General features: G+C 62.5%; 17 protein-coding genes. 11 read left to right on the forward strand and 6 right to left on the reverse strand.

What is annotated here, in order from left to right; genetic code table 11:
* Window positions 1-2 precede the first annotated feature (2 nt).
* The 4 genes from NKJ46_RS19065 to gltX all read left to right on the forward strand — a co-directional run bounded on the left by NKJ46_RS19065 (window position 3) and on the right by gltX (window position 5,855).
* Complete coding sequence (locus tag NKJ46_RS19065; protein ID WP_352666461.1) at window positions 3-1,718, forward strand: NAD+ synthase; 1,716 nt, start codon at window positions 3-5, stop codon at window positions 1,716-1,718.
* A gap of 26 nt (window positions 1,719-1,744) precedes the next feature.
* Window positions 1,745-2,158: a GNAT family N-acetyltransferase gene (locus tag NKJ46_RS19070; protein ID WP_352666463.1), complete on the forward strand. Its 414-nt coding sequence runs from the start codon at window positions 1,745-1,747 to the stop codon at window positions 2,156-2,158.
* A 384-nt stretch (window positions 2,159-2,542) separates the two neighbouring features.
* A complete protein-coding gene (locus NKJ46_RS19075) occupies window positions 2,543-4,348 on the forward strand; it encodes an ABC transporter ATP-binding protein (protein WP_352666465.1) in 1,806 nt (601 codons plus the stop codon).
* 133 nt (window positions 4,349-4,481) lie between these two features.
* Complete coding sequence (gltX, locus tag NKJ46_RS19080) at window positions 4,482-5,855, forward strand: glutamate--tRNA ligase (protein WP_352666467.1); 1,374 nt, start codon at window positions 4,482-4,484, stop codon at window positions 5,853-5,855.
* Here gltX and NKJ46_RS19085 read toward each other — a convergent pair.
* A complete protein-coding gene (locus NKJ46_RS19085; protein ID WP_352666469.1) occupies window positions 5,773-6,966 on the reverse strand; it encodes a DUF2865 domain-containing protein in 1,194 nt (397 codons plus the stop codon). The two genes, gltX and NKJ46_RS19085, sit on opposite strands and share 83 nt — an antisense overlap.
* A gap of 266 nt (window positions 6,967-7,232) precedes the next feature.
* Here NKJ46_RS19085 and NKJ46_RS19090 point away from each other — a divergent pair, with 266 nt between their 5' ends.
* Window positions 7,233-7,853, forward strand: a complete 621-nt coding sequence (locus NKJ46_RS19090) for a DUF1287 domain-containing protein (RefSeq protein ID WP_352666470.1) — start codon at window positions 7,233-7,235, stop codon at window positions 7,851-7,853.
* Window positions 7,854-7,865: 12 nt separating this feature from the next.
* On the opposite strand, the gene NKJ46_RS19095 is transcribed toward NKJ46_RS19090, so the two are convergent.
* The 3 genes from NKJ46_RS19095 to NKJ46_RS19105 all read right to left on the reverse strand — a co-directional run bounded on the left by NKJ46_RS19095 (window position 7,866) and on the right by NKJ46_RS19105 (window position 11,568).
* On the reverse strand, window positions 7,866-10,190 hold the full coding sequence (locus tag NKJ46_RS19095) for an NADP-dependent malic enzyme (protein ID WP_352666471.1): 2,325 nt from the start codon (window positions 10,188-10,190) through the stop codon (window positions 7,866-7,868).
* Between the two features lie 200 nt (window positions 10,191-10,390).
* On the reverse strand, window positions 10,391-10,768 hold the full coding sequence (locus tag NKJ46_RS19100; RefSeq protein WP_352666473.1) for a hypothetical protein: 378 nt from the start codon (window positions 10,766-10,768) through the stop codon (window positions 10,391-10,393).
* Between the two features lie 20 nt (window positions 10,769-10,788).
* Window positions 10,789-11,568, reverse strand: coding sequence for an SDR family oxidoreductase (locus tag NKJ46_RS19105; protein WP_352666474.1), 780 nt, complete (start codon window positions 11,566-11,568; stop codon window positions 10,789-10,791).
* 119 nt (window positions 11,569-11,687) lie between these two features.
* Between NKJ46_RS19105 and NKJ46_RS19110 the strand changes: the two genes are divergently transcribed.
* Both NKJ46_RS19110 and NKJ46_RS19115 read left to right on the forward strand, forming a co-directional pair.
* Window positions 11,688-12,509, forward strand: coding sequence for a UDP-2,3-diacylglucosamine diphosphatase (locus tag NKJ46_RS19110; RefSeq protein ID WP_352666476.1), 822 nt, complete (start codon window positions 11,688-11,690; stop codon window positions 12,507-12,509).
* A gap of 127 nt (window positions 12,510-12,636) precedes the next feature.
* Window positions 12,637-13,854, forward strand: a complete 1,218-nt coding sequence (locus NKJ46_RS19115) for an MFS transporter (RefSeq protein ID WP_352666478.1) — start codon at window positions 12,637-12,639, stop codon at window positions 13,852-13,854.
* On the opposite strand, the gene dgcA is transcribed toward NKJ46_RS19115, so the two are convergent.
* Entirely contained in the window at window positions 13,825-14,808 is a 984-nt protein-coding gene (gene dgcA, locus NKJ46_RS19120) for an N-acetyl-D-Glu racemase DgcA (protein WP_352666479.1), read from the reverse strand. The genes NKJ46_RS19115 and dgcA overlap by 30 nt on opposite strands.
* 78 nt (window positions 14,809-14,886) lie before the next feature.
* On the opposite strand from dgcA, the gene NKJ46_RS19125 reads away from it, so the two are divergent.
* The 4 genes from NKJ46_RS19125 to NKJ46_RS19140 are packed head-to-tail and all read left to right on the forward strand — an operon-like array spanning window position 14,887 to window position 18,972.
* On the forward strand, window positions 14,887-16,071 hold the full coding sequence (locus NKJ46_RS19125) for an ABC transporter permease (RefSeq protein WP_352666481.1): 1,185 nt from the start codon (window positions 14,887-14,889) through the stop codon (window positions 16,069-16,071).
* 1 nt (window position 16,072) lies between these two features.
* The gene (locus tag NKJ46_RS19130; RefSeq protein WP_352666483.1) at window positions 16,073-16,891 is read left to right on the forward strand and encodes an ABC transporter ATP-binding protein; all 819 of its coding nucleotides are present in this window, start codon (window positions 16,073-16,075) and stop codon (window positions 16,889-16,891) included.
* 13 nt (window positions 16,892-16,904) lie between these two features.
* The gene (locus NKJ46_RS19135) at window positions 16,905-18,278 is read left to right on the forward strand and encodes an MlaD family protein (RefSeq protein WP_352666484.1); all 1,374 of its coding nucleotides are present in this window, start codon (window positions 16,905-16,907) and stop codon (window positions 18,276-18,278) included.
* A 37-nt stretch (window positions 18,279-18,315) separates the two neighbouring features.
* Window positions 18,316-18,972: an ABC-type transport auxiliary lipoprotein family protein gene (locus NKJ46_RS19140; protein ID WP_352666609.1), complete on the forward strand. Its 657-nt coding sequence runs from the start codon at window positions 18,316-18,318 to the stop codon at window positions 18,970-18,972.
* A gap of 41 nt (window positions 18,973-19,013) precedes the next feature.
* On the opposite strand, the gene NKJ46_RS19145 is transcribed toward NKJ46_RS19140, so the two are convergent.
* Window positions 19,014-19,199, reverse strand: a complete 186-nt coding sequence (locus NKJ46_RS19145) for a macro domain-containing protein (RefSeq protein ID WP_352666486.1) — start codon at window positions 19,197-19,199, stop codon at window positions 19,014-19,016.
* Window positions 19,200-19,288 lie beyond the last annotated feature (89 nt).

Here is a 19,288-nt window from a genome sequence, read left to right on the forward strand (position 1 = left end):
GCATGACAGACAAGACCGCTCCAGACATATTGCGCATCGCCGTCGCCCAGCTCAATCCGACGGTCGGCGACGTCGCCGGCAATCTTGCCAAGGCACGCGAGGCGAGGGCGGATGCCGCCCGCCAGGGCGCCGACCTCGTGCTGTTTACCGAGCTTTTCCTTTCCGGCTATCCGCCTGAGGATCTGGTGCTGAAGCCAGCCTTCCTGAAGGCCTGCGAGCGAGCGGCGGAGGATTTCGCTGGCGATACCGCCGACGGCGGCCCGGGTTTCATTATCGGCACGCCGTTGAAGCGCAAGACCGGCACGCACAATTCGATCATCTTTGCTGATGGCGGCAAGATCCTTGCCGAACGCTACAAGCTCGATCTGCCGAATTACGGTGAGTTCGACGAGAAGCGCGTCTTCCAGGCCGGCCCCGAGATCCAGGGGCCGATCAATTTCCGCGGCGTGCGCGTGGGAGTGCCGATCTGCGAAGATATCTGGGGCGAGGTTGCCGTCTGCGAGACGCTGGCCGAAAGCGGCGCGGAAATCCTGCTGGTCCCGAACGGCTCGCCCTATTACCGCGGCAAGGTCGATGTCCGCCACCAGATCGTCATCCGCCAGGTCATCGAATGCGGACTGCCGATTATCTATGCCAACCAGCTTGGCGGCCAGGACGAGCTGGTTTTCGATGGCGCATCGTTTGCCATAGGCGCTGACAAGACGCTGGCCTTCCAGATGAGCCAGTTCGAGGAGACGGTCAACGTCACCACCTGGAAGCGAAGCCGCGTCGCCGCAGGCGCGCAAAATGGAAATAATTCCGAGGGTTGGGTCTGCTCCGATGGACCGATGTCGAAAATCCCGGAGAAGGAGGAGGCCGACTACCGCGCCTGCATGTTGGGCCTGCGCGATTACGTCAACAAGAACGGTTTCAAGAATGTCGTGCTCGGCCTCTCCGGCGGCATCGATTCGGCGATCTGCGCGGCACTTGCCGTCGATGCGCTCGGCGAGGAACGGCTGCGCGCCGTGATGATGCCTTACCGCTACACTTCGAAGGACTCGCTGAAGGATGCCGAGGACTGCGCCCGCGCGCTCGGCTGCCGCTACGATATCGTGCCGATTTTCGAGCCGGTCGAAGGTTTCCTGCACGCGCTGACGCAGCTTTTCGAAGGCACCAAGGAAGGCATTACCGAGGAGAACCTGCAGAGCCGTGCACGCGGCACAATCCTGATGGCAATTTCCAATAAGTTCGGCTCGATGGTCGTCACCACTGGCAACAAGAGCGAGATGTCGGTCGGCTACGCTACGCTCTACGGCGACATGAATGGCGGCTTCAATCCGATCAAGGATCTTTACAAGATGCAGGTCTATGCGTTGTCGCGCTGGCGCAACGCGCATGTGCCGCCGGGCGCGCTAGGTCCGTCCGGCGAGGTAATCCCGAACAATATCATCGACAAGGCGCCCTCGGCGGAGCTCCGTGAGAACCAGACCGACCAGGATTCGCTGCCGCCCTATCCAGTGCTCGATGACATATTGGAGTGCCTGGTCGAGAACGAGATGGGCGTCGACGAGATCGTTGCCCGCGGCCATGACCGGGCGACGGTGGCGCGTGTCGAGCACCTGCTTTACGTCGCAGAATACAAGCGCCGGCAGGCGGCACCCGGCGTGAAGATCACCAGGAAGAACTTTGGCCGCGACCGCCGTTATCCCATCACCAACCGGTTCAGGGATGGCGGGTAGGCGATTGGCTGCATAACGGTTTAGCCATGGCCAACTTTGAGATCAGCTTCGACCTGTCGCGGATCGACTTCCGGGCGACGTCCGACATTTTGAAGGAGAGCTATTGGGGCAGTGGCCGCAGCGACGAATTGCATCGCCGCGCCTTTGCCAACTCGCTTTGCGTCGGCGCCTATGTCGTCGGCAATCAGGTAGGCTTTGGCCGGGCGATTTCCGACCGTACGGTATTTGCCTATCTAGCCGATGTCATCGTCTGGCCGGAGCATCGCGGGCAAGGCATCGGAACCCGGCTTGTCCAGGCGCTTATCGATCATCCGGATTGCAAGACTGTCACCCACTGGAGCCTGTCGACCAACGACGCACACTCCCTGTACGAGAAGCTCGGCTTCAGGCCTTCCACGGACGGCCGCTATATGCGCCTCGACCGTATCCCGGCAATTTGAACAGAGGCGGCGTACAACCGGCCGTTGTTGCAAAATCGCCTCACTGGTTGGACCAGATGCGCTTTCGGCTATCTACTGACTTGGCGCGGCGTTGAGGCGTCTCTATAAACGCCTCTCCGCGATTCTCCTTCAGGAGGAACCGAATGCCAGGATTTGACATCGTTATGCGAGGCCGCGAAGCCTAGGTCTTGGTCAGTGCGCCGCGAGATAGCCTCGCGGCAAGGCTGAACCGAGGGCAGGCATTTCGCCGCTGCCGGTCGCCGCCCCTCTACAGGGCCGCCAAATACGCCAAACCTCCGCATCTCCGGGCGCCAAACGGCGCCGACGCGGTTTTTTGAATTTCTACTTTCGTGGGATCGGGCTCGTTTGCGCCCGAATGACATCATGGCTCGTTTTCGAATAGATTTGCGCGCGGCCGCCTTCCGCAGCGTTCTTGGCTTCACGCTCAGCCATTGGCGGCGTCAGCCGTGGCGGCTTGCCGGCATTATGGGCACCTTCCTGCTGTCGACCTTGGCCGACGTGCTGACGCCGCTCTATTCCGGCCGGCTGGTGGATGCCGTCGCCAGCAGTGCTGCGGCCGACGATGTTGCGTGGAACGCGGCGACAGCGGCCTTTTCGATGCTGGTGGCCCTGGCGCTCACCGGTGTCGTGCTGCGCAATCTCGCCTTCATGGCCATTGTCGAGCTGACGTTGAAGATGATGGCGGATATCGCCGCCGACGCCTTCCACCGCGTCCAGCGCTTCTCCACCGACTGGCACGCCAACAGCTTCGCCGGATCGACGGTGCGCAAGATAACGCGCGGCATGTGGGCGCTCGACCTGCTCAACGACACGATCCTGATCGCGCTGCTGCCGTCGGTCGTCATGCTCGTCGGCTCGACGCTGCTGCTTGGCTGGTTCTGGCCGCTGATGGGTGCTGTCGTCGCCACCGGTTCGGTTCTGTTCATCGCGGTGACGGCGATGCTGTCGCTTGGCTATGTCGCGCCTGCGGCAAGGCTTGCCAATGCGTGGGATACACGGCTCGGCGGCTCGCTGGCCGATGCGGTGAGCTGCAACGCCGTGGTCAAGGGTTTTGGCGCCGAGGAACGCGAGGAGACACGGCTTGCCGAGGTCGTCGCCAAATGGCGCGGCCGCACGCGGCGCACCTGGGTGCGCGGCACCGTCAATGGCACCACGCAAGGCACGATGCTGCTGCTTTTGAGAGCAGCGGTCATCGGATTCTCCCTGCTGTTGTGGTCGTGGGGGCAGGCGAGCGCCGGCGACGTCGCCTTCGTGCTGACCTCATTCTTCGTGCTGCAAGGCTATCTGCGCGACATCGGCACGCATATTCGCAATCTGCAGCGCTCGATCAACGACATGGAGGAACTGGTCGACTTCCAGTCCGAACCGCTCGGCATCGAGGATCGGCCCGGCGCCAAACCGATCCGGATCACCGATGGCCGTATCACCTTCGACAATGTCACGTTCCATTATGGCAGCCACCGCTTGCCGCTCTATCGCGAGTTTTCGGTGGACATCGCGCCGGGCGAACGCGTCGGGCTGGTTGGCCATTCGGGCTCCGGCAAAACGACGTTCGTCAAGCTGATCCAGCGCCTCTATGACGTGACTGCGGGAAATGTCCTGATCGACGGCCAGGATATTGCCAATGTGGCGCAGGCGTCGCTGCGCGCACAGATCGCGATTGTCCAGCAGGAGCCGATCCTGTTTCACCGGTCGCTGGCCGAAAACATCGCCTATGCCCGGCCGAGCGCCACGCAGGTCGAGATCGAGCACGCGGCGCGGTTGGCCAGCGCGCATGACTTCATCGCCAATTTGCCGAAAGGCTATGGCACGCTGGTCGGCGAGCGTGGCGTAAAGCTGTCGGGTGGTGAGCGTCAGCGCGTTGCAATCGCACGCGCCTTCCTTGCCGATGCGCGCATTCTCATCCTCGACGAGGCAACGTCGAGCCTCGATTCGGAATCGGAGGTGCTGATTCAGCAGGCGATGGAGCGGTTGATGGTCGGCCGCACGACGCTGGTCATTGCCCACCGGCTGTCGACGGTGCGGGCGCTGGACAGGCTTTTGGTGTTCGATCGCGGCCGCATCGTCGAAGAGGGCTCGCATGACCAGCTAATCCGGCTGCAAGGCGGCATCTACCGCCGGCTGTTCGAACGCCAGGCGCTTGAACTGACCAAAGGCCTGGTGATCTGACGGCTACGGCGCCGCGTGTCTTGATAGACGCGCGGCGCTGCCGTCTTTTCTTCGCCTTCGTCATGTTCTATGTCTGCCGCGGAGCGCGGGGGCGCGTCTTGTCAACAGCAAAACCATCCGGTACGCCCCGCTCATGACAGTTACCGTCCGTTTCGCCCCGTCACCGACCGGCCGCATCCATATCGGCAATGCGCGCACCGCTTTGTTCAATTGGCTGTTCGCCATCAAGAACAAAGGCCGCTTTATCCAGCGCTTCGACGACACCGACGTCGCCCGTTCGACGCAGGAATTTTCCGACGCCATCCTTTACGACCTGCATTGGTTGGGCATCTTCCCCGATGCCACGGAGTATCAGTCGCGGCGGGTCGAAATCTACGATGCCGCACTGGAGAGGCTGAAGGAGGCCCGCCTCGTCTATGCGTGCTATGAGACGCCTGAAGAGCTCGACCTGAGGCGCAAGGTGCGCCGCACGCGTGGCTTGCCGCCAGTCTATGGCCGCGAGGCGCTGACGCTGGCACCCGAGCAGGTCGCGGAATATGAGGCCGATGGCCGGCGGCCGCACTGGCGCTTTCTGCTGCCCAACTTCAGCAGCGATCCGCTGCAGCCGGAGCGCACCGAAATCCACTGGAACGACCTGGTGCGCGGCGAAGAGACCGTAGACCTCGCCTCGCTTTCAGACCCGGTTCTGCGGCGTGAGGACGGCACCTACCTCTATACATTGCCTTCGGTTGTCGACGACATCGACATGGGCGTCAGCCATGTCATTCGCGGCGACGACCACGTCACCAATACCGGCGTCCAAATAGCCCTGTTCCGAGCACTTGGCGCGGAGCCGCCGGTGTTCGGCCATCACAATCTTCTGACAACAGCATCAGGCGAGGGGCTTTCCAAGCGCACCGGCGCGCTGTCCATCCAGAGCCTGCGCGAGAGCGGCATCGAGCCAATGGCGGTCGCTTCGCTGGCGGTGCTCGTCGGTACCTCGGAAAACGTCGTGGCGGTGCCGACGATGGCTGAACTTGCCGAGCGCTTCGATCCGGCGGCAACATCGAAATCCGCCGCCAAATTCGATCCGGACGAGCTCTTCGTGCTCAACCGGACGCTGCTGCACCACATGCCGTTTTCCGAGGCGCGCGACCGGCTGACCGTGCTCGGCATCTCTGGCGAACAGGCCGAGCCTTTCTGGCTGGCGGTGCGCGGCAATCTCGACAGGCTGGCCGATGCGGCGATCTGGTGGCGTACGCTTCGAGACGGTCCAGAGGAGCCGGCGGAGTTTTCTGACGATGACCGCGACTTTCTTCGCCAGGCGTTCGAACTGCTGCCGGAGGAGCCTTGGAACGGCACGGTCTGGAAGGACTGGACCGGCAAGATCCGAGCGGCGAGCGGCCGCAAGGGCAAGGCGCTATTCATGCCGCTCAGGCTGGCGCTTACGGGACAGCCTTCGGGTCCGGAGCTTGCAGATCTGTTGCCGCTGCTGGGTCGGGAAGGAACGTTGGCCCGACGACCCTGACCTTGCGCTGCTCAGGCGGCGGCAACGATGTCGGCGAGGGCACAGGTTTGGCGGCAAGCCGTCTGATCGCCTCGCGGTCTAGGCCGCCCTCCGAATTGGCCAAGGTCTCCGGGTCGGCGCCCGCATCAGGCCTGGCAACCGGCAGCGGAATGAACGGAGTGGCCCCCACGTTCGCTTCGGATTGTTCCGGGCTGGGCGGGGGCGGGTTGCCGGCGATGATTTCGAAATTCTGCGCGGCGTTGCAGCCGCAGGCCGGCGGCCGCGGCATGTCGGACTGCTTGTAGAGGTAGGCGGTCGGCAGTTCGATATAAGGCCTGCCGGTCACCGAAGACGTCATGGACGCCGAATCACTGTTCATGCCGCGCGTGTAGAAAACCTGCATCTCGGTGCCGGGGCAGCTCGATTCGCAATTCTTCTGATCGCGCTCGAAATCGCCCAGCGAGGCAGCATTCGACATCGGGAAGAAATAGCCGTCGCAGGTCCGCACGCACATAGTGCGGAATTCGCCTCGCGGCTGGCCCAACTCATCGGCGTTGTTGAGCACGGTGCGGATGTTGCGCGGCTGACTTAGTTCTTCAGCCTGGTCGGGCTCTTCGGGCTGGCTGCCCAAAAGCTGGTCAAGCAGGTTTCGGTTGCCGTTTTCACGGCTGGCTTCGCGGACCGGCGCGCGCGTCCGCGCCGCCGCATCATCGCGGCAGCCATTGGCATCAAGCAAGGTCAATATGCGCGCGCGATCGCGTCGCGAACCACCGCCGGCAAGATCGGCGCGCTTGGCCTGCAGGGCGTCGAGATTGGCTGCCATGCGATTGATGGTGGCGTCGAGTGCTGCGCATGTGTTGGCGTTGCGGCGAGACAGCGAAAAGCCGCAGCCGGCGCTGCTGGACTGGCTGACGGCCTTTGAAATCTGCTGGCGCTGCCGGACGATCGCGTCGTCATATTTCCTGAGCAAGGCCGGTTTGCCGCCGCCACCACGAGAAGCGGCGGCAAGATCGGCTTCAAGCTGGCGGCAGAGGCGCGAAGCGGCTTGCGCCTGAGTGACGGCAATGCCGCACAGTAGCAGGGCGCCGAGCAGCGCGGCGGCCCGCGTCAGCTTCCAACTTGCGCCCGTCATCCCTCCGAAACTCCGCCTGCCTATCGTTCAGAAAGCTACCGCGCTTGCGGTTAACCGTTTGTTTAGCATACCGCCGATTCCGGCTTCAGCCCAAATGCGCGATGGCTTAGGCCTGTGCGCGGCTTCGACCACGACCAATGCTGTCATATTGACCACGCCCCGCGACGTATTCGGACCGAGCCAGAACGGCGACATCCTGGCGTTGCACGAAAAAGGCGTATTCGCCCCGAAGAATGCCTGGATTCAGTAGCGCCCGGAGGCTTGGCATGACCGCGATTACCCGTCGAGCCGCGGTGCAATTTGGTCTTTTGTGCCTGGCGATGCCGGTCGCCATGGCGCAGGAAAAGCCCGTCACGCCGGACTGGGGCACCAAATTGGTCGAAGCTGCCCGTGAGCAGATCGGCGTCACCACGCTCTACGATCCGACCTATACACGCCTGGCCTATCCGGGAGGGGACGTTGAGCCCGAGCGGGGGGTGTGCACGGATGTCGTGATCCGTGCCTATCGCCGCGCCTTCGATCTCGACCTGCAAAAATTGGTACATGAGGATATGCGGGCCAATTTTGCCGCCTATCCGAAGGCTTGGGGCTTGAAAGCACCGGACCGCAACATCGATCACCGCCGTGTGCCCAATCTTGCGGTCTATTTCGAGCGGCGCGGTGCCGCCTTGCCCGTCAGCCAAGACCCCGCCGACTATCGGCCTGGGGATCTCGTCGCCCAGATGCTGCCCGGCAATCTGTCGCATATTGCCATCGTATCGTCCAATCACTCCACTGTGGTGCCGACAAGAAGGCTGGTTATTCACAATATCGGCGGCGGCGCCAGGGAAGAGGACACTTTGTTTGCCTTCAGGCAGACAGGGCATTTCCGGTTCAAGCCAGTCTGAGAAAGCCCATGGCTAGCCCAGTTCAACGATTGCCTGCGCCTTGTGCGCGGCTTCGACCACGGCCAGTGCGGTCATGTTGACGACGCCGCGCGACGTGACTGACGGCGTCAATATGTGCGCCGGGCTGTCGGTGCCGAGCAGGATCGGGCCGACATGCAGCGCGTCCATCATCGTGCGCAGTGCCGTCAGCGTGATGTTCGCCGAATCGAGATTGGGAAACACCAGCAGATTGGCTTCGCCCTTCAGCCGCGAATGCGGATAGACGCGTTGGCGCAGCTGTTCCGACAGTGCCGAGTCGGCATGCATCTCGCCGTCGCATTGCAGGTCGGGTGCGATGCGCGCCAGGATCGCTGCCGCTTGCCGCATCTTCATGGCGCTTGGCGAATCGCGGGAGCCGAAATCCGAATGCGACAGCAGCGCTGCCTTGGGCTCGATGCCGAAACGCTGAATCTCCTCGGCCGCCAAAACGGTCATCTCGGCAATCTCCTCGGCGGTCGGATCGACGGAGACATGGGTATCGGTAAGGAAAATGATGCCGCGCTGCGAAATCAGCATGGAAAGCGTCGACAGGTCGCGATCCCTAATGCCGGCGCGCGGCCCGATGATCAGCGTGACGTTGCGCAGATGGCGCTCGAAACGGCCTTCGAGGCCGCAGACCATGGCGTCGGCGTCGCCGCGCTTCAGGGCAAGGGCGGCGATCACCGTGTTGTCGGTGCGCACCATGGTGCGCGCCGCTTCCGTCGTCACCCCACGCCGGCCGGCAAGCTCGATCAAGAGATCGACATAATGGCGGTAACGCGGATCGTCTTCCGGGTTGATCAAACCGAAATCGACGCCCGGCTTGATGCGCAGCCCATAGCGTTTCAACCGCACCTCGATGACATGCGGGCGGCCGATCAGGATCGGTTCGGCAATGCCTTCCTCGAGCACGACTTGCGCGGCGCGAAGCACGCGCTCGTCCTCGCCGTCGGCATAAATGACGCGCTTGGCGCTCGACGTCTTGGCCATCGAGAACACCGGCTTCATGACCAGGCCGGAGCGGAAGACGAAGCGGTTCAGCTTGTCGATATAGGCGGCGAAATCGGTGATCGGCCGGGTCGCGACGCCGGTCTCGCAGGCTGCCTTGGCGACGGCAGGGGCGATGCGCAGGATCAGCCGCGGATCGAAAGGTGACGGGATCAGGAAGTCCGGACCGAAGATCGGCGTCTCGCCGGAATAGGCACGCGCGGCAACGTCGGATGGCTCTTCGCGGGCAAGCGCTGCAATCGCTCGCACGGCGGCCATTTTCATCTCTTCGTTGATGGCGCTTGCGCCGCAATCCAGGGCACCACGGAAGATGTAAGGAAAACAGAGTACGTTATTGACTTGATTGGGGAAATCGGAGCGGCCGGTGCAGATCATCGCGTCGGGTCGCGCCGCCCGTGCCGCTTCTGGCATGATCTCGGGATTGGGATTGGCCAGCGCCAGGATCAGCGGCTTGGGCGCCATGTGATGGAGCAGTTCCGGTTTCAGCACGCCAGCGGCAGACAGGCCGAGAAACACGTCGGCGCCGGGCAGAACGTCGGCCAGCGTACGCGCCTCGGTCTCCTTCACATAGGGGTCTTTCCAGCGATCCATCTCCTCGACGCGGCCCTTATGGGCGACGCCGAACCGGTCGGTGACCCAGATGTTTTCGACCCGCGCGCCGAGCGAGACCAGAAGGTTGAGGCACGCAAGCGCCGCAGCGCCGGCGCCCGACGTGACGATCTTGATGTCGGATATGGACTTGCCGGCGAATTCCAGCCCGTTAAGCACAGCGGCGGCGACGATGATGGCGGTACCGTGCTGGTCGTCATGAAAGACCGGTATGCCCATGCGGGCTTTCAACTGCTCCTCGACTTCGAAGCATTCGGGCGCCTTGATGTCTTCCAGGTTGATGCCGCCGAAGGTTGGTTCCAGCGCCGAGATCGTCTCGACCATGCGCTCGATGCCGGGTGCATCGATCTCGATGTCGAAGACATCGATGCCGGCGAACTTCTTGAACAGCACCGCCTTGCCTTCCATCACCGGCTTGGAGGCGAGCGGACCGATATTGCCAAGGCCCAGCACCGCCGAACCGTTGGTGACAACGCCGACAAGATTGGCGCGGGCTGTATAATCGGCGGCGGTTGCCGGGTCGTCGCGGATTTCAAGGCAGGGGGCGGCGACCCCCGGCGAATAGGCAAGCGCCAGGTCGCGCTGGTTGCCGAGCGGCTTCGTCGCCTGGATTTCAAGCTTTCCGGGACGGGGGTGCTTATGGAAATAGAGCGCTGCTTCGTCGAGGTCGGATCGGGCCGCCTTCTTGCTTTCGCCTGTCATGACGGCCGCCTCCTCAGTTCAGTCCGTTTGGTGTTTTGAGTCTCTTAGCATGCAGCCGAGGCTTTTCGAGAGGTGATATGTCGCAAGCGCGAGCTTATCGCTTTGCATCGCCGCCCGGCCTGTGTCTGACACTGAAGTGTCGGGACGGCAGGCGGGGGTGCCGCGGCGAGCTATGCCGCCGTCCTGTTCCAAAGCGGGCATTACTTTCCCGTCGAAAGGCGGCTCCGCAGGGCTTGCACATCTTCTCGCGAAAGGGGCGCGCTCTCGTCTGACAGGAAGAACAAAGCCTCCGAGACACCATCGTCCGCAAAGTTGAAGTCGTCGCTCATTATCAGTGCATCGGCGATGTAGGCAGCCGCTTGGACCGGCAGGATGCCGTCGGCCAGCCGACTAAGCAGCACGTCCACATGTTGACGATTAACGATCGTATCTGGTCCGTCAGTGATGATGACATGCCCCACGCAGCCAGGCGTAGTCGAGGCGGTCGCGCACTCGGTCACTTCGGTTTCGATCTCCTGCCAAAGTTCGTCGGCTGGTTTCTCGCCGTTGAGGAAGGATATGAGGGACGAATGTTGCATTGCGACCTTGTACTCCACCGCTAGAACGCGCTGACGTAGAGGCCGCCATCCACCGGTATGTTCTGCCCGGTCAGGTAACCGGCATGAACCGAGCACAGGAAGGCGCAGATCTGGCCGAATTCCTCCGGCGTGCCGAGTCGCTTGGCCGGAACATTGGCCGCGGCCTTGGCCTTGCGCGAGGCAGCGGCGGCCGGATCTTCGGGCGTGCCGGCCTCGTGCGGGCCGCGCAGCCGGTCGGTATCGAGTTTTCCCGGCAGCATGTTGTTGATCGTTACATTGCGGTCGATCACCGTCCGCGCGACGCCGGCCAGGAACGAAGTGAGGCCGGCGCGGGCGCCGGACGACAGGTCGAGGCCGGGGATAGGCACATAGACCGACAGCGAGGTGATGTTGACGATGCGGCCGAAGCCGCGCGCCGCCATGCCGTCGATTACCGCCTGAACCAGCTCGACAGGGGTCACCATGTTCTGGGTGACGCCTTCGAGGATCTTTGCCCGGTCGAGCGCGCGGAAATCGCGAAACGGCGGACCGCCATTGTTGTTGACGAGGATGTCGGGATCGGGGCAGGCGGCAAGCAGCGCCTTCTGGACGTCGGGGTTGGATACGTCGCCAACAATCTCGGTCACCTTGACGCCGAATTTCTCGCGCAGCTCGGCGGCGGTTTTGGCCAGCACGTCGGCGTTGCGGCCGTTGACGACAAGATCGCAGCCTGCCTCCGCCAGCGCCATGGCGCAGCCGCGCCCCAAGCCTTTGCTCGAAGCGCAGACGATGGCCTTCTTGCCGCGAATGCCGAGATCCATGGTGATTTTCTCCTCTGATTGCCGCGGCAACGTATCCGGATGGCTGGACCAATCGCAACCGTCATACGGTTGTTGCATGAATCGGGGCATAGCCTCACCGAAAGCAACGGTGACAAATAATGTCCGGCGCAGAGCCCCGCACTTTCCGCAGCATGTTCATCTCCGACGTCCATCTCGGATCGAAGGCGGCGAAGGCCGAGTTCCTGATCGATTTCCTGCGCCATCACGATGCCGATATCATCTATCTCGTCGGCGACATCGTCGACGGCTGGCGCTTGAGACGGAGCTGGCATTGGCCGCAGAGCCACAATGACGTCGTCCAGAAGTTGCTGCGCAAGGCGCGCAAGGGCGCCAACATCACCTACATCGCCGGCAATCACGACGAGTTCGCGCGCCAATTCCAGGGCGTTCATTTCGGCGGCATCGTCGTCGCCGACCGCGCCATCCATGAGACCGCCGATGGCAAACGCCTTCTTGTCATCCATGGTGACCAGTTCGACACCGTCGTCCACAATGCGCGCTGGCTCGCCTATCTCGGCGACTATGCCTATGACGCGGCGATGCTGGTCAACCGCGTCATCACGCGCCTGCGCCAAGTGCTCGGCCTGCCTTACTGGTCGTTCTCGTCCTGGGCCAAGGTCAAGGTCAAGAAGGCGGTGAACTTCATCGGCTCGTTCCAGACCGTGCTGACCGAGGAGGCGCGCCGCTCGCATGTCGACGGCGTGATCTGCGGGCACATCCACCATGCCGCGATCGAAAGCTACGAGGACGTGCAATACATCAACACCGGCGATTGGGTGGAGAGCTGCACGGCGGTGGTCGAGCATTTTGACGGCCGGATGGAGATCCTGCACTGGGCGCATGTCCTTCCGGAGGCTCCGGTCGGCAGCGAGGTGCTCGTGCCGATCGACATCAAGGGCAGGGCAGTCCAGGCGGCTTGACCAAATCCGGCCGCATCTCGCTTTAATCGGTTAGTCCAGCGGTTTCATCGACTTTTTCGCCGTGTTAAGCAGCGGCAGGTGTGGCGGGCCGACCCGGCTGAATGCCGTGCCGACGGATCGCCTGTTAATGTCCTCGCTGCCGCCGCTTTCGCCCGAACAGCTCGTCAAGCCACGCCATTTCGAACTGCGCATGAGCTTGATCTTCTTCACGCTCTTCGTTCCGCTCGGGACGCATGTGCCGTATTTCCCGCTGTGGCTGCAGGCGAAGGGGTTCCACGCCGAGCAGATAGCCGTGATCCTCGCCGCGCCGATGTTCCTGCGCGTGGCGACGACGCCTTTTCTTACCGCTCTGGCAGACAAAGCGAGCGACCGCGCCAATGTCTATGTTGCGCTGGTCGCCGCATCGTTGGTCCTGTCCGCCGGCTACTTCCTGCCGCCGACCTACGCAATGGTACTTGCCGTATCCCTGGCGCTGACGGTCGTCTGGACGCCGCATTCGCCGATTGCCGATTCGCTCGCCCTTTCAGGTGTCCGCCGCTTCGGCTCGAATTACGCAAGCATGCGCAAATGGGGCTCGATCTCATATCTCTGCGCCAATCTCGCCGGCGGTTTCATCCTCTCGGCAAGCGGTGCCCAGGCTGTCCCGGTGATTATCTTCGCGGCGCTGTGTGCCGCGCTGGCCGCCGGACTGATCGCGCCGCGCCTCGGCCGTCCGCGCCGCGCCTCGCCGCTTTCGGCCGCCGATATGCAGCAATCGGCACCGAAACTCCTCAACCGGTACTTCCTCTATTTTTCGACAGGAGTCGGCGTCATCACCGCCAGCCACGCATTTCTCTACGGCTTCGTGTCGATCTACTGGAAGTCGATCGGCATCAGCGATTCGGTTGTCGGGCTGCTGTGGGGGTGGGGCGTCGTCGCCGAGATATGCATGTTCGTCGTCTTCACCCGGGCTTTCGCCTCCTTCTCGGTTGTCTCGATCATGCTGATTGCCGGGACAGGCGCGATCGTGCGCTGGATTGCTTTCCCTCTGATCTGGCCGCTTGGGCTTGGCGTTGGCGGGTTTTTCGCGATCCAGACACTGCACGCGCTTTCGGTGGCGCTCGTGCTGATCGGCCTGCAAAAGATGATCGGTGAGACAATCGCGGAAGAACGCACCGGGGCGGCGCAAGGCATCGCCTATTTCTCCAACGGCTTCTTCATGGCCGTGGCGACACTGATTTCAGGTCCTCTTTACGATCGCTTCGGCGCACACGGCTTTTTTGCCATGATCCCGATCGCCCTGACGGGCCTGGTGCTGATCGGACTTGCGGCGCGTTCAGCCCCACAGCGCCGGCTCGGGCGGTGACACCAGCGAACCCTGGTAGACGAGACCTGGAACGCGGTCGCGGGCCAACAGCAACGGACCATCGAGATCGACGAAATCGGCACCCTGCGCCAACAGCACGGCCGGCGCCATCGCAAGCGATGTACCGACCATGCAGCCGACCATGACGCCAAGACCCAGTTCGCGGGCGCGGTCGCGAAGCACGAGTGCAGCGGTCAGGCCACCCGATTTGTCGAGCTTGATGTTGACGGCGTCGTAAAGGCCGACAAGCGCTTCAAGGTCCTTCGCCTCGTGCACGCTTTCGTCGGCACAGATCGGCACCGGATGCGCGATGTGGCGAAGAATACCGTCATGTCCCGCCGGCAGCGGCTGTTCGATCAAGGCGATACCGTGCTCGGCGGCAAAGGCGAGGTTTGCGACGATATTGCCGTCATTCCAGCCCTCATTGGCGTCGAGAATGATTCGGCTGTCGGGTGCTGCGGCCGTCACTGCACGGATGCGGGCGATGTCGTTGTCGCCGCCGATCTTGACCTTGAGCAGCGGGCGCTGGGCGTTGGCGCGGGCTTGCGCCGCCATCGCCTCCGGCTCGGCGAGCGACAATGTATACGCCGTCTCAAGCACCCGTAACGGAACGGTTCGTATCGTATGCGCCACCGGCGTTCCGCTGATCTTCGCTTCCAGGTCCCAGAGCGCGCAGTCGATGGCGTTGCGTGCCGGACCCGCATGCATGGCATCGAGCAGGGCGATGCGGCTGATGCCGCGCGCGATCTCGCTGCGCATCGCCTCGATCGCGTCACGCACACCCTCCATGGTCTCGCCATAGCGCTTGTAAGGGACGCATTCGCCGCGCCCTGTCTGGCCGTTTTCGGCAATGGCGCAGGAAATCACCTCAGCTTCGGTCTTCGAGCCGCGCGAAATAGTGAAAGTTCCGGCGATGGGAAAGCGCTCGGCCTCGACCGAAATGACACGCGCCATATTTTTCTGCTCCGGCTGTGCAACAAGGAGGATGTCGGCAAATCGACAGGTCGGCCCCGTCAGGCTAAACAGGACGCCATGTTGACCATCCGCAAACGCGACGCAAGCGGCCCTGCCAAGGAGCCCGACCACCAGCCGCGCGTCGCGATCGGCGAGGAGGGCGGTGTTCTCGGCTGCGTTTTCTCGGGAACCTGGACGACACGCACCGTGGCTCTGGTCGATGCCGAGATGCGCAAGATCGAGAAGCGCAGCGGCTTCAAGACGCTGGCGCTCGACCTTTCAAAAATCGAGAAGATGGACACTGCCGGGGCGTGGCTGATCGACCGCCTGGTTAGCAGCTTCGAAAAGAAGGGCGTCGAGATCACGATGCAGGGGCAAAGCGAGATCGCCTCGATCCTGCTTGGCGCCGTCGGGGATGCCGTTCGACGGGAGCCCGAATCAGGTCCGGCAAAGCCGCCCAACTTCATCGTTCGTGGGCTCGAGGCGGTTGGCCGGCGTGTTTATGAGATGCGCGACGATTTCCTGGCCGCAATGAACATCCTCGGCGCCACGATACGCGGCTCGCAGATGAAGCTTGGGCGCGGCCATGGCGTCAATATGGCGGCGATCTTCAACCAGATCGATCGCATGGGCGTCGGCGCCATACCAGTGGTGGTGCTGATGTCGGCTATCGTTGGCGCAATCGTTGCCCAGCAAGGCGCCTATCAGCTCAGCTATTTCGGCGCCGACATCTTCGTCGTCGACCTGGTCGGCGTGCTGATCCTGCGCGAGCTCGGCGTGCTGATGACGGCGATCATGATCGCCGGCCGCTCCGGTAGCGCGATCACCGCCGAGATCGGCTCGATGAAAATGCGCGAGGAGGTCGATGCGCTGAAGGTCATTGGCCTCAATCCCATCGGCGTGCTGGTGTTTCCGCGGTTGGTCGCGCTGGTGATCGCACTGCCTTGCCTGACGATCATCGCCAACTTTGCCGCGCTCGGCGGCGGCATTCTGGCTGCATGGCTCTACTCCGATATTGCACCGGCAGCGTTCATCGACCGGCTACGTGTCGCAATCGACCTCAGCACCATCTTTGCCGGCCTGATCAAGGCGCCGTTCATGGCCATGATCATCGGCATAATTGCCTCGGTCGAGGGCATGAAGGTTGGCGGCAGCGCCGAATCGCTTGGCCAGCATGTGACCGCCTCAGTGGTGAAGTCGATCTTCGTGGTCATTATCCTCGACGGGCTTTTCGCCATGTTCTATGCAGCGATCGAGTTCTGACATGGCGCTGCCGGGCACAAACACGACCAAGGTGGCCGAGAAAGCCAAAGAAGACGAGATCGTGCTGTCGGCGCACGACATCACGGTGTCGTTCGCCGACCAGGTCGTTCTCGACAAATTGTCGCTCGATATCTGGCGCGGGGAGATTCTCGGCTTCGTCGGTGCCTCGGGTGCCGGCAAATCTGTTCTCTTGCGCACCATCCTTGGCTTGACGCGCAAGCAATCGGGAACAATCAAACTGTTCGGCGTCGACGTCGAGAAGGCAACCGAAAGGGAGCGCCTTCGCATCGACATGCGGCTCGGCGTGCTGTTCCAGCATGGCGCCCTTTTTTCAGCGCTGACGGTCCTCGAAAACGTTCAGGTGCCGATGCGCGAATATCTCGATTTGCCGAAGAAGCTGATGGACGAACTTGCCATGCTCAAGGTCGAGCTGGTCGGACTGCCTCCGGATGCGGCGCAAAAATTCCCCTCCGAGCTCTCAGGCGGCATGATCAAGCGTGCTGCGCTGGCGCGCGCCCTGGCGCTCGATCCGGATATCGTTTTCCTCGACGAGCCGACGTCCGGGCTTGATCCGATCAGTGCGGCTGAGTTCGACGAATTGGTCGTCAAGCTGCGCGATACGATGGATTTGACCGTGTATATGGTCACGCACGATCTCGACACGCTGTTTACGGCGTGCGACCGCGTGGCGGTGCTTGGCAACAAGAAAGTGCTGGTCGAGGGCACGATCGACGACATGCTCAGGAGCGAGGAACCCTGGGTAAAATCCTATTTCCGCGGAAAACGCGCCCGGCAACTTGATCTTGCGGCGCGCGCATAGCCATAAGTGAGCAATGGAAACCAGGGCCAACTACGTCATTGTCGGCATTTTCACGCTGGCCGCGATCCTCGCGGCTTTCGCTTTCGTCTATTGGACGGCGGCAATCGGCGAAAAGGGTGAGACGACGGTGCTGCGCGTGCGCATTCCAGGCTCCGCTTCGGGGCTCGGTCGTGGCAGCTTCGTGCTGTTCAACGGCGTCAAAGTCGGCGACGTGCGCCGTGTCTATATCGACGTCGACAATCCGACCGCTGCCATCGCCGACACCGAAATAGACCGGAATACGCCTATCACCAAGTCGACGCAGGCCGATATCGGGCTTGCCGGCCTCACCGGCCAGGCCAACATCGAGCTCAAGGGCGCCGACCCCAAGGAGCCAAAACTCCTCGACGAGGCGGAAAAGGAAGGCCGTGTCGCCGAGATCGTTGCCAACCCGTCGGCGGTCACCAACCTGCTGCAGACGGCGCAGAACATCTTCACCCGCGCCGACAAGGTCCTTTCGGAGCTCGAAGGCTTCACCAAGGATGTTCGCGGGCCGCTGACGCAGACCGTCACCAATGTCCAGACCTTCTCCGACGCACTGGCCAGGAATGCGGACGGCGTCGACAAGTTCCTGGCCAGCGTCAGCTCGCTGGCGGACGAACTGAAGGGTGTTTCGGGCAAGCTCGACGGCACGCTGAAGGCGGCGGAAGGGCTACTCAACGCCGTCGACAAGGACCAGATCAAGAGCATCGTCGCCAACGTCGACACGGTCACCGCTAATCTCAAGGAAACCAGCAAGCAGTTCGACACGGTCATCAAGAACGTCGACACGGCGGTCGGCTCGATCAACGACTTCGCCCAGAAGACGCAAGGCACGCTGGCCAAGGTCGACGGCGTTCTCGACGGCATCGATCCGGCTGAGGTTCGCACCGCGCTGGCCAATATCCAGAAGGCCAGTGAAAACGCCAACGAGGCTGCCGCCGACATCGCCAAGGTGACCAACAAGTTCGCCAACCGAGCCGACGACATCGACGAAACCATCAAAGACGCGCACCAGCTCGCAGGACGCCTCAACGATGCCTCGGTGCGAGTCGACGGTATCCTTGCCAAGGTCGACAAACTGCTCGGCTCCGGCCAGGCCGACGGCGTCATGGCCGACGCGAGAGCGACGCTGAGATCATTCAAGCAGGTCGCCGATACGCTGAACGCCCGCCTCGGTACCATCACCGACAATCTGGCGCGATTCTCGGGACAGGGGCTGCAAAACGTCGAAGCGCTGGTCCAGGACAGCCGTCGTTCGATCACCCGCATCGAAGAGGCGGTAACCGATCTCAGCCGCAACCCACAACGGATCTTGTCCGGCGGCGAGGGCGAGGTCCGGCAGTTCGACGGCAGGGTGCGCCGTTGACTTCGATCCCCGACCACCGCAAGAACATAGCTTGCAGATGCGCGTTGTTTCCACGATCCGGGGGGGATCGCGTTTGAAGTCGATCAGTTCAGGCAGCATCACATCGGGTGGGTCTAAGGTTGGGGCGGTGTTGCTGGCGCTTTCGCTTGCAAGCTGCGCGGCCTTGCCGGGCGGCGGACCGGCGCCGTTGGATACGTTCGAGCTTTCGGCGCCGTCGCTGGAAGCGCGTGCCCACAGCCGTCGCCAGATCCTCATCGCCCAGCCATCGGCGCTCAAGGCGCTGGATAGCCAGAACATCGTCATCAAGCCATCGCCGCGATCGATCCAGTATCTCAAGGGCGCGCAATGGGCCGACCGGCTGCCGATGATCGTACAGGCGCGGCTGGCAGAGACGTTCCAGCGCTCGGGCAGCTTCACCGGCGTCGGCAAGCCAGGCGAGGGGCTGGCGATCGACTATCAGGTGATCGTCGAGATCCGCTCGTTCGAGGTGCGTGTCGATGGCGGCCAACATGCCGAGGTCGAGCTGTTCGTGCGCCTGTTGAACGACCGCAACGGTGAAGTGCGCGCTTCGAAGACGTTTAGCGCCATCGCGCCCGTTTCGGGCAATGGCAACCAGGCCTATGTCGGCGCGCTCGATGCCGCGTTCGGCGATGCGGCCGGGCAAATCGTCCGCTGGACCGACACTGTGATCTAAACCGGGCTAGCTGCTATGAAGCGGCCAAAGACCGAAGCAACTCACGGAGCATATTCGACGAGCGTGTGATCTTCGCCCGCAAGCTCGTCATCGATGATTGAGCCTATGATTTCCCAATCACCTCCAGCCAGCCCCGCGCCAATTTTCGGGTAGCCGATTCTTTTGCCCGCGAATCTGCCTTTGACTGCCTGCATGACTTTTCGGATTGCCTGGTAGTCAGCCTTCACGCCTTTGCCCTGCCAATGGAACTGAGAACGTTCCGTCGAGCGCAAGCTGAAGTAGATCGCCGCGAATTGTCTGCATTGCACGACATCCC

Source organism: Mesorhizobium sp. M0166 (genome assembly GCF_040322255.1).
Classification (GTDB): domain Bacteria; phylum Pseudomonadota; class Alphaproteobacteria; order Rhizobiales; family Rhizobiaceae; genus Mesorhizobium.

What these genes read in the sequence shown, in the direction of transcription:
- NKJ46_RS19140 (WP_352666609.1), top strand. Translation starts at nt 18,316, where the DNA reads ATGCGCGTTGTTTCCACGATCCGGGGGGGATCGCGTTTGAAGTCGATC.
- NKJ46_RS19110 (WP_352666476.1), top strand. Translation starts at nt 11,688, where the DNA reads ATGTCCGGCGCAGAGCCCCGCACTTTCCGCAGCATGTTCATCTCCGAC.
- NKJ46_RS19135 (WP_352666484.1), top strand. Translation starts at nt 16,905, where the DNA reads ATGGAAACCAGGGCCAACTACGTCATTGTCGGCATTTTCACGCTGGCC.
- NKJ46_RS19100 (WP_352666473.1), bottom strand. Translation starts at nt 10,768, where the DNA reads ATGCAACATTCGTCCCTCATATCCTTCCTCAACGGCGAGAAACCAGCC.
- dgcA (WP_352666479.1), bottom strand. Translation starts at nt 14,808, where the DNA reads ATGGCGCGTGTCATTTCGGTCGAGGCCGAGCGCTTTCCCATCGCCGGA.
- gltX (WP_352666467.1), top strand. Translation starts at nt 4,482, where the DNA reads ATGACAGTTACCGTCCGTTTCGCCCCGTCACCGACCGGCCGCATCCAT.
- NKJ46_RS19115 (WP_352666478.1), top strand. Translation starts at nt 12,637, where the DNA reads ATGTCCTCGCTGCCGCCGCTTTCGCCCGAACAGCTCGTCAAGCCACGC.
- NKJ46_RS19125 (WP_352666481.1), top strand. Translation starts at nt 14,887, where the DNA reads ATGTTGACCATCCGCAAACGCGACGCAAGCGGCCCTGCCAAGGAGCCC.
- NKJ46_RS19065 (WP_352666461.1), top strand. Translation starts at nt 3, where the DNA reads ATGACAGACAAGACCGCTCCAGACATATTGCGCATCGCCGTCGCCCAG.
- NKJ46_RS19105 (WP_352666474.1), bottom strand. Translation starts at nt 11,568, where the DNA reads ATGGATCTCGGCATTCGCGGCAAGAAGGCCATCGTCTGCGCTTCGAGC.
- NKJ46_RS19095 (WP_352666471.1), bottom strand. Translation starts at nt 10,190, where the DNA reads ATGACAGGCGAAAGCAAGAAGGCGGCCCGATCCGACCTCGACGAAGCA.
- NKJ46_RS19070 (WP_352666463.1), top strand. Translation starts at nt 1,745, where the DNA reads ATGGCCAACTTTGAGATCAGCTTCGACCTGTCGCGGATCGACTTCCGG.
- NKJ46_RS19130 (WP_352666483.1), top strand. Translation starts at nt 16,073, where the DNA reads ATGGCGCTGCCGGGCACAAACACGACCAAGGTGGCCGAGAAAGCCAAA.
- NKJ46_RS19075 (WP_352666465.1), top strand. Translation starts at nt 2,543, where the DNA reads ATGGCTCGTTTTCGAATAGATTTGCGCGCGGCCGCCTTCCGCAGCGTT.
- NKJ46_RS19090 (WP_352666470.1), top strand. Translation starts at nt 7,233, where the DNA reads ATGACCGCGATTACCCGTCGAGCCGCGGTGCAATTTGGTCTTTTGTGC.
- NKJ46_RS19085 (WP_352666469.1), bottom strand. Translation starts at nt 6,966, where the DNA reads ATGACGGGCGCAAGTTGGAAGCTGACGCGGGCCGCCGCGCTGCTCGGC.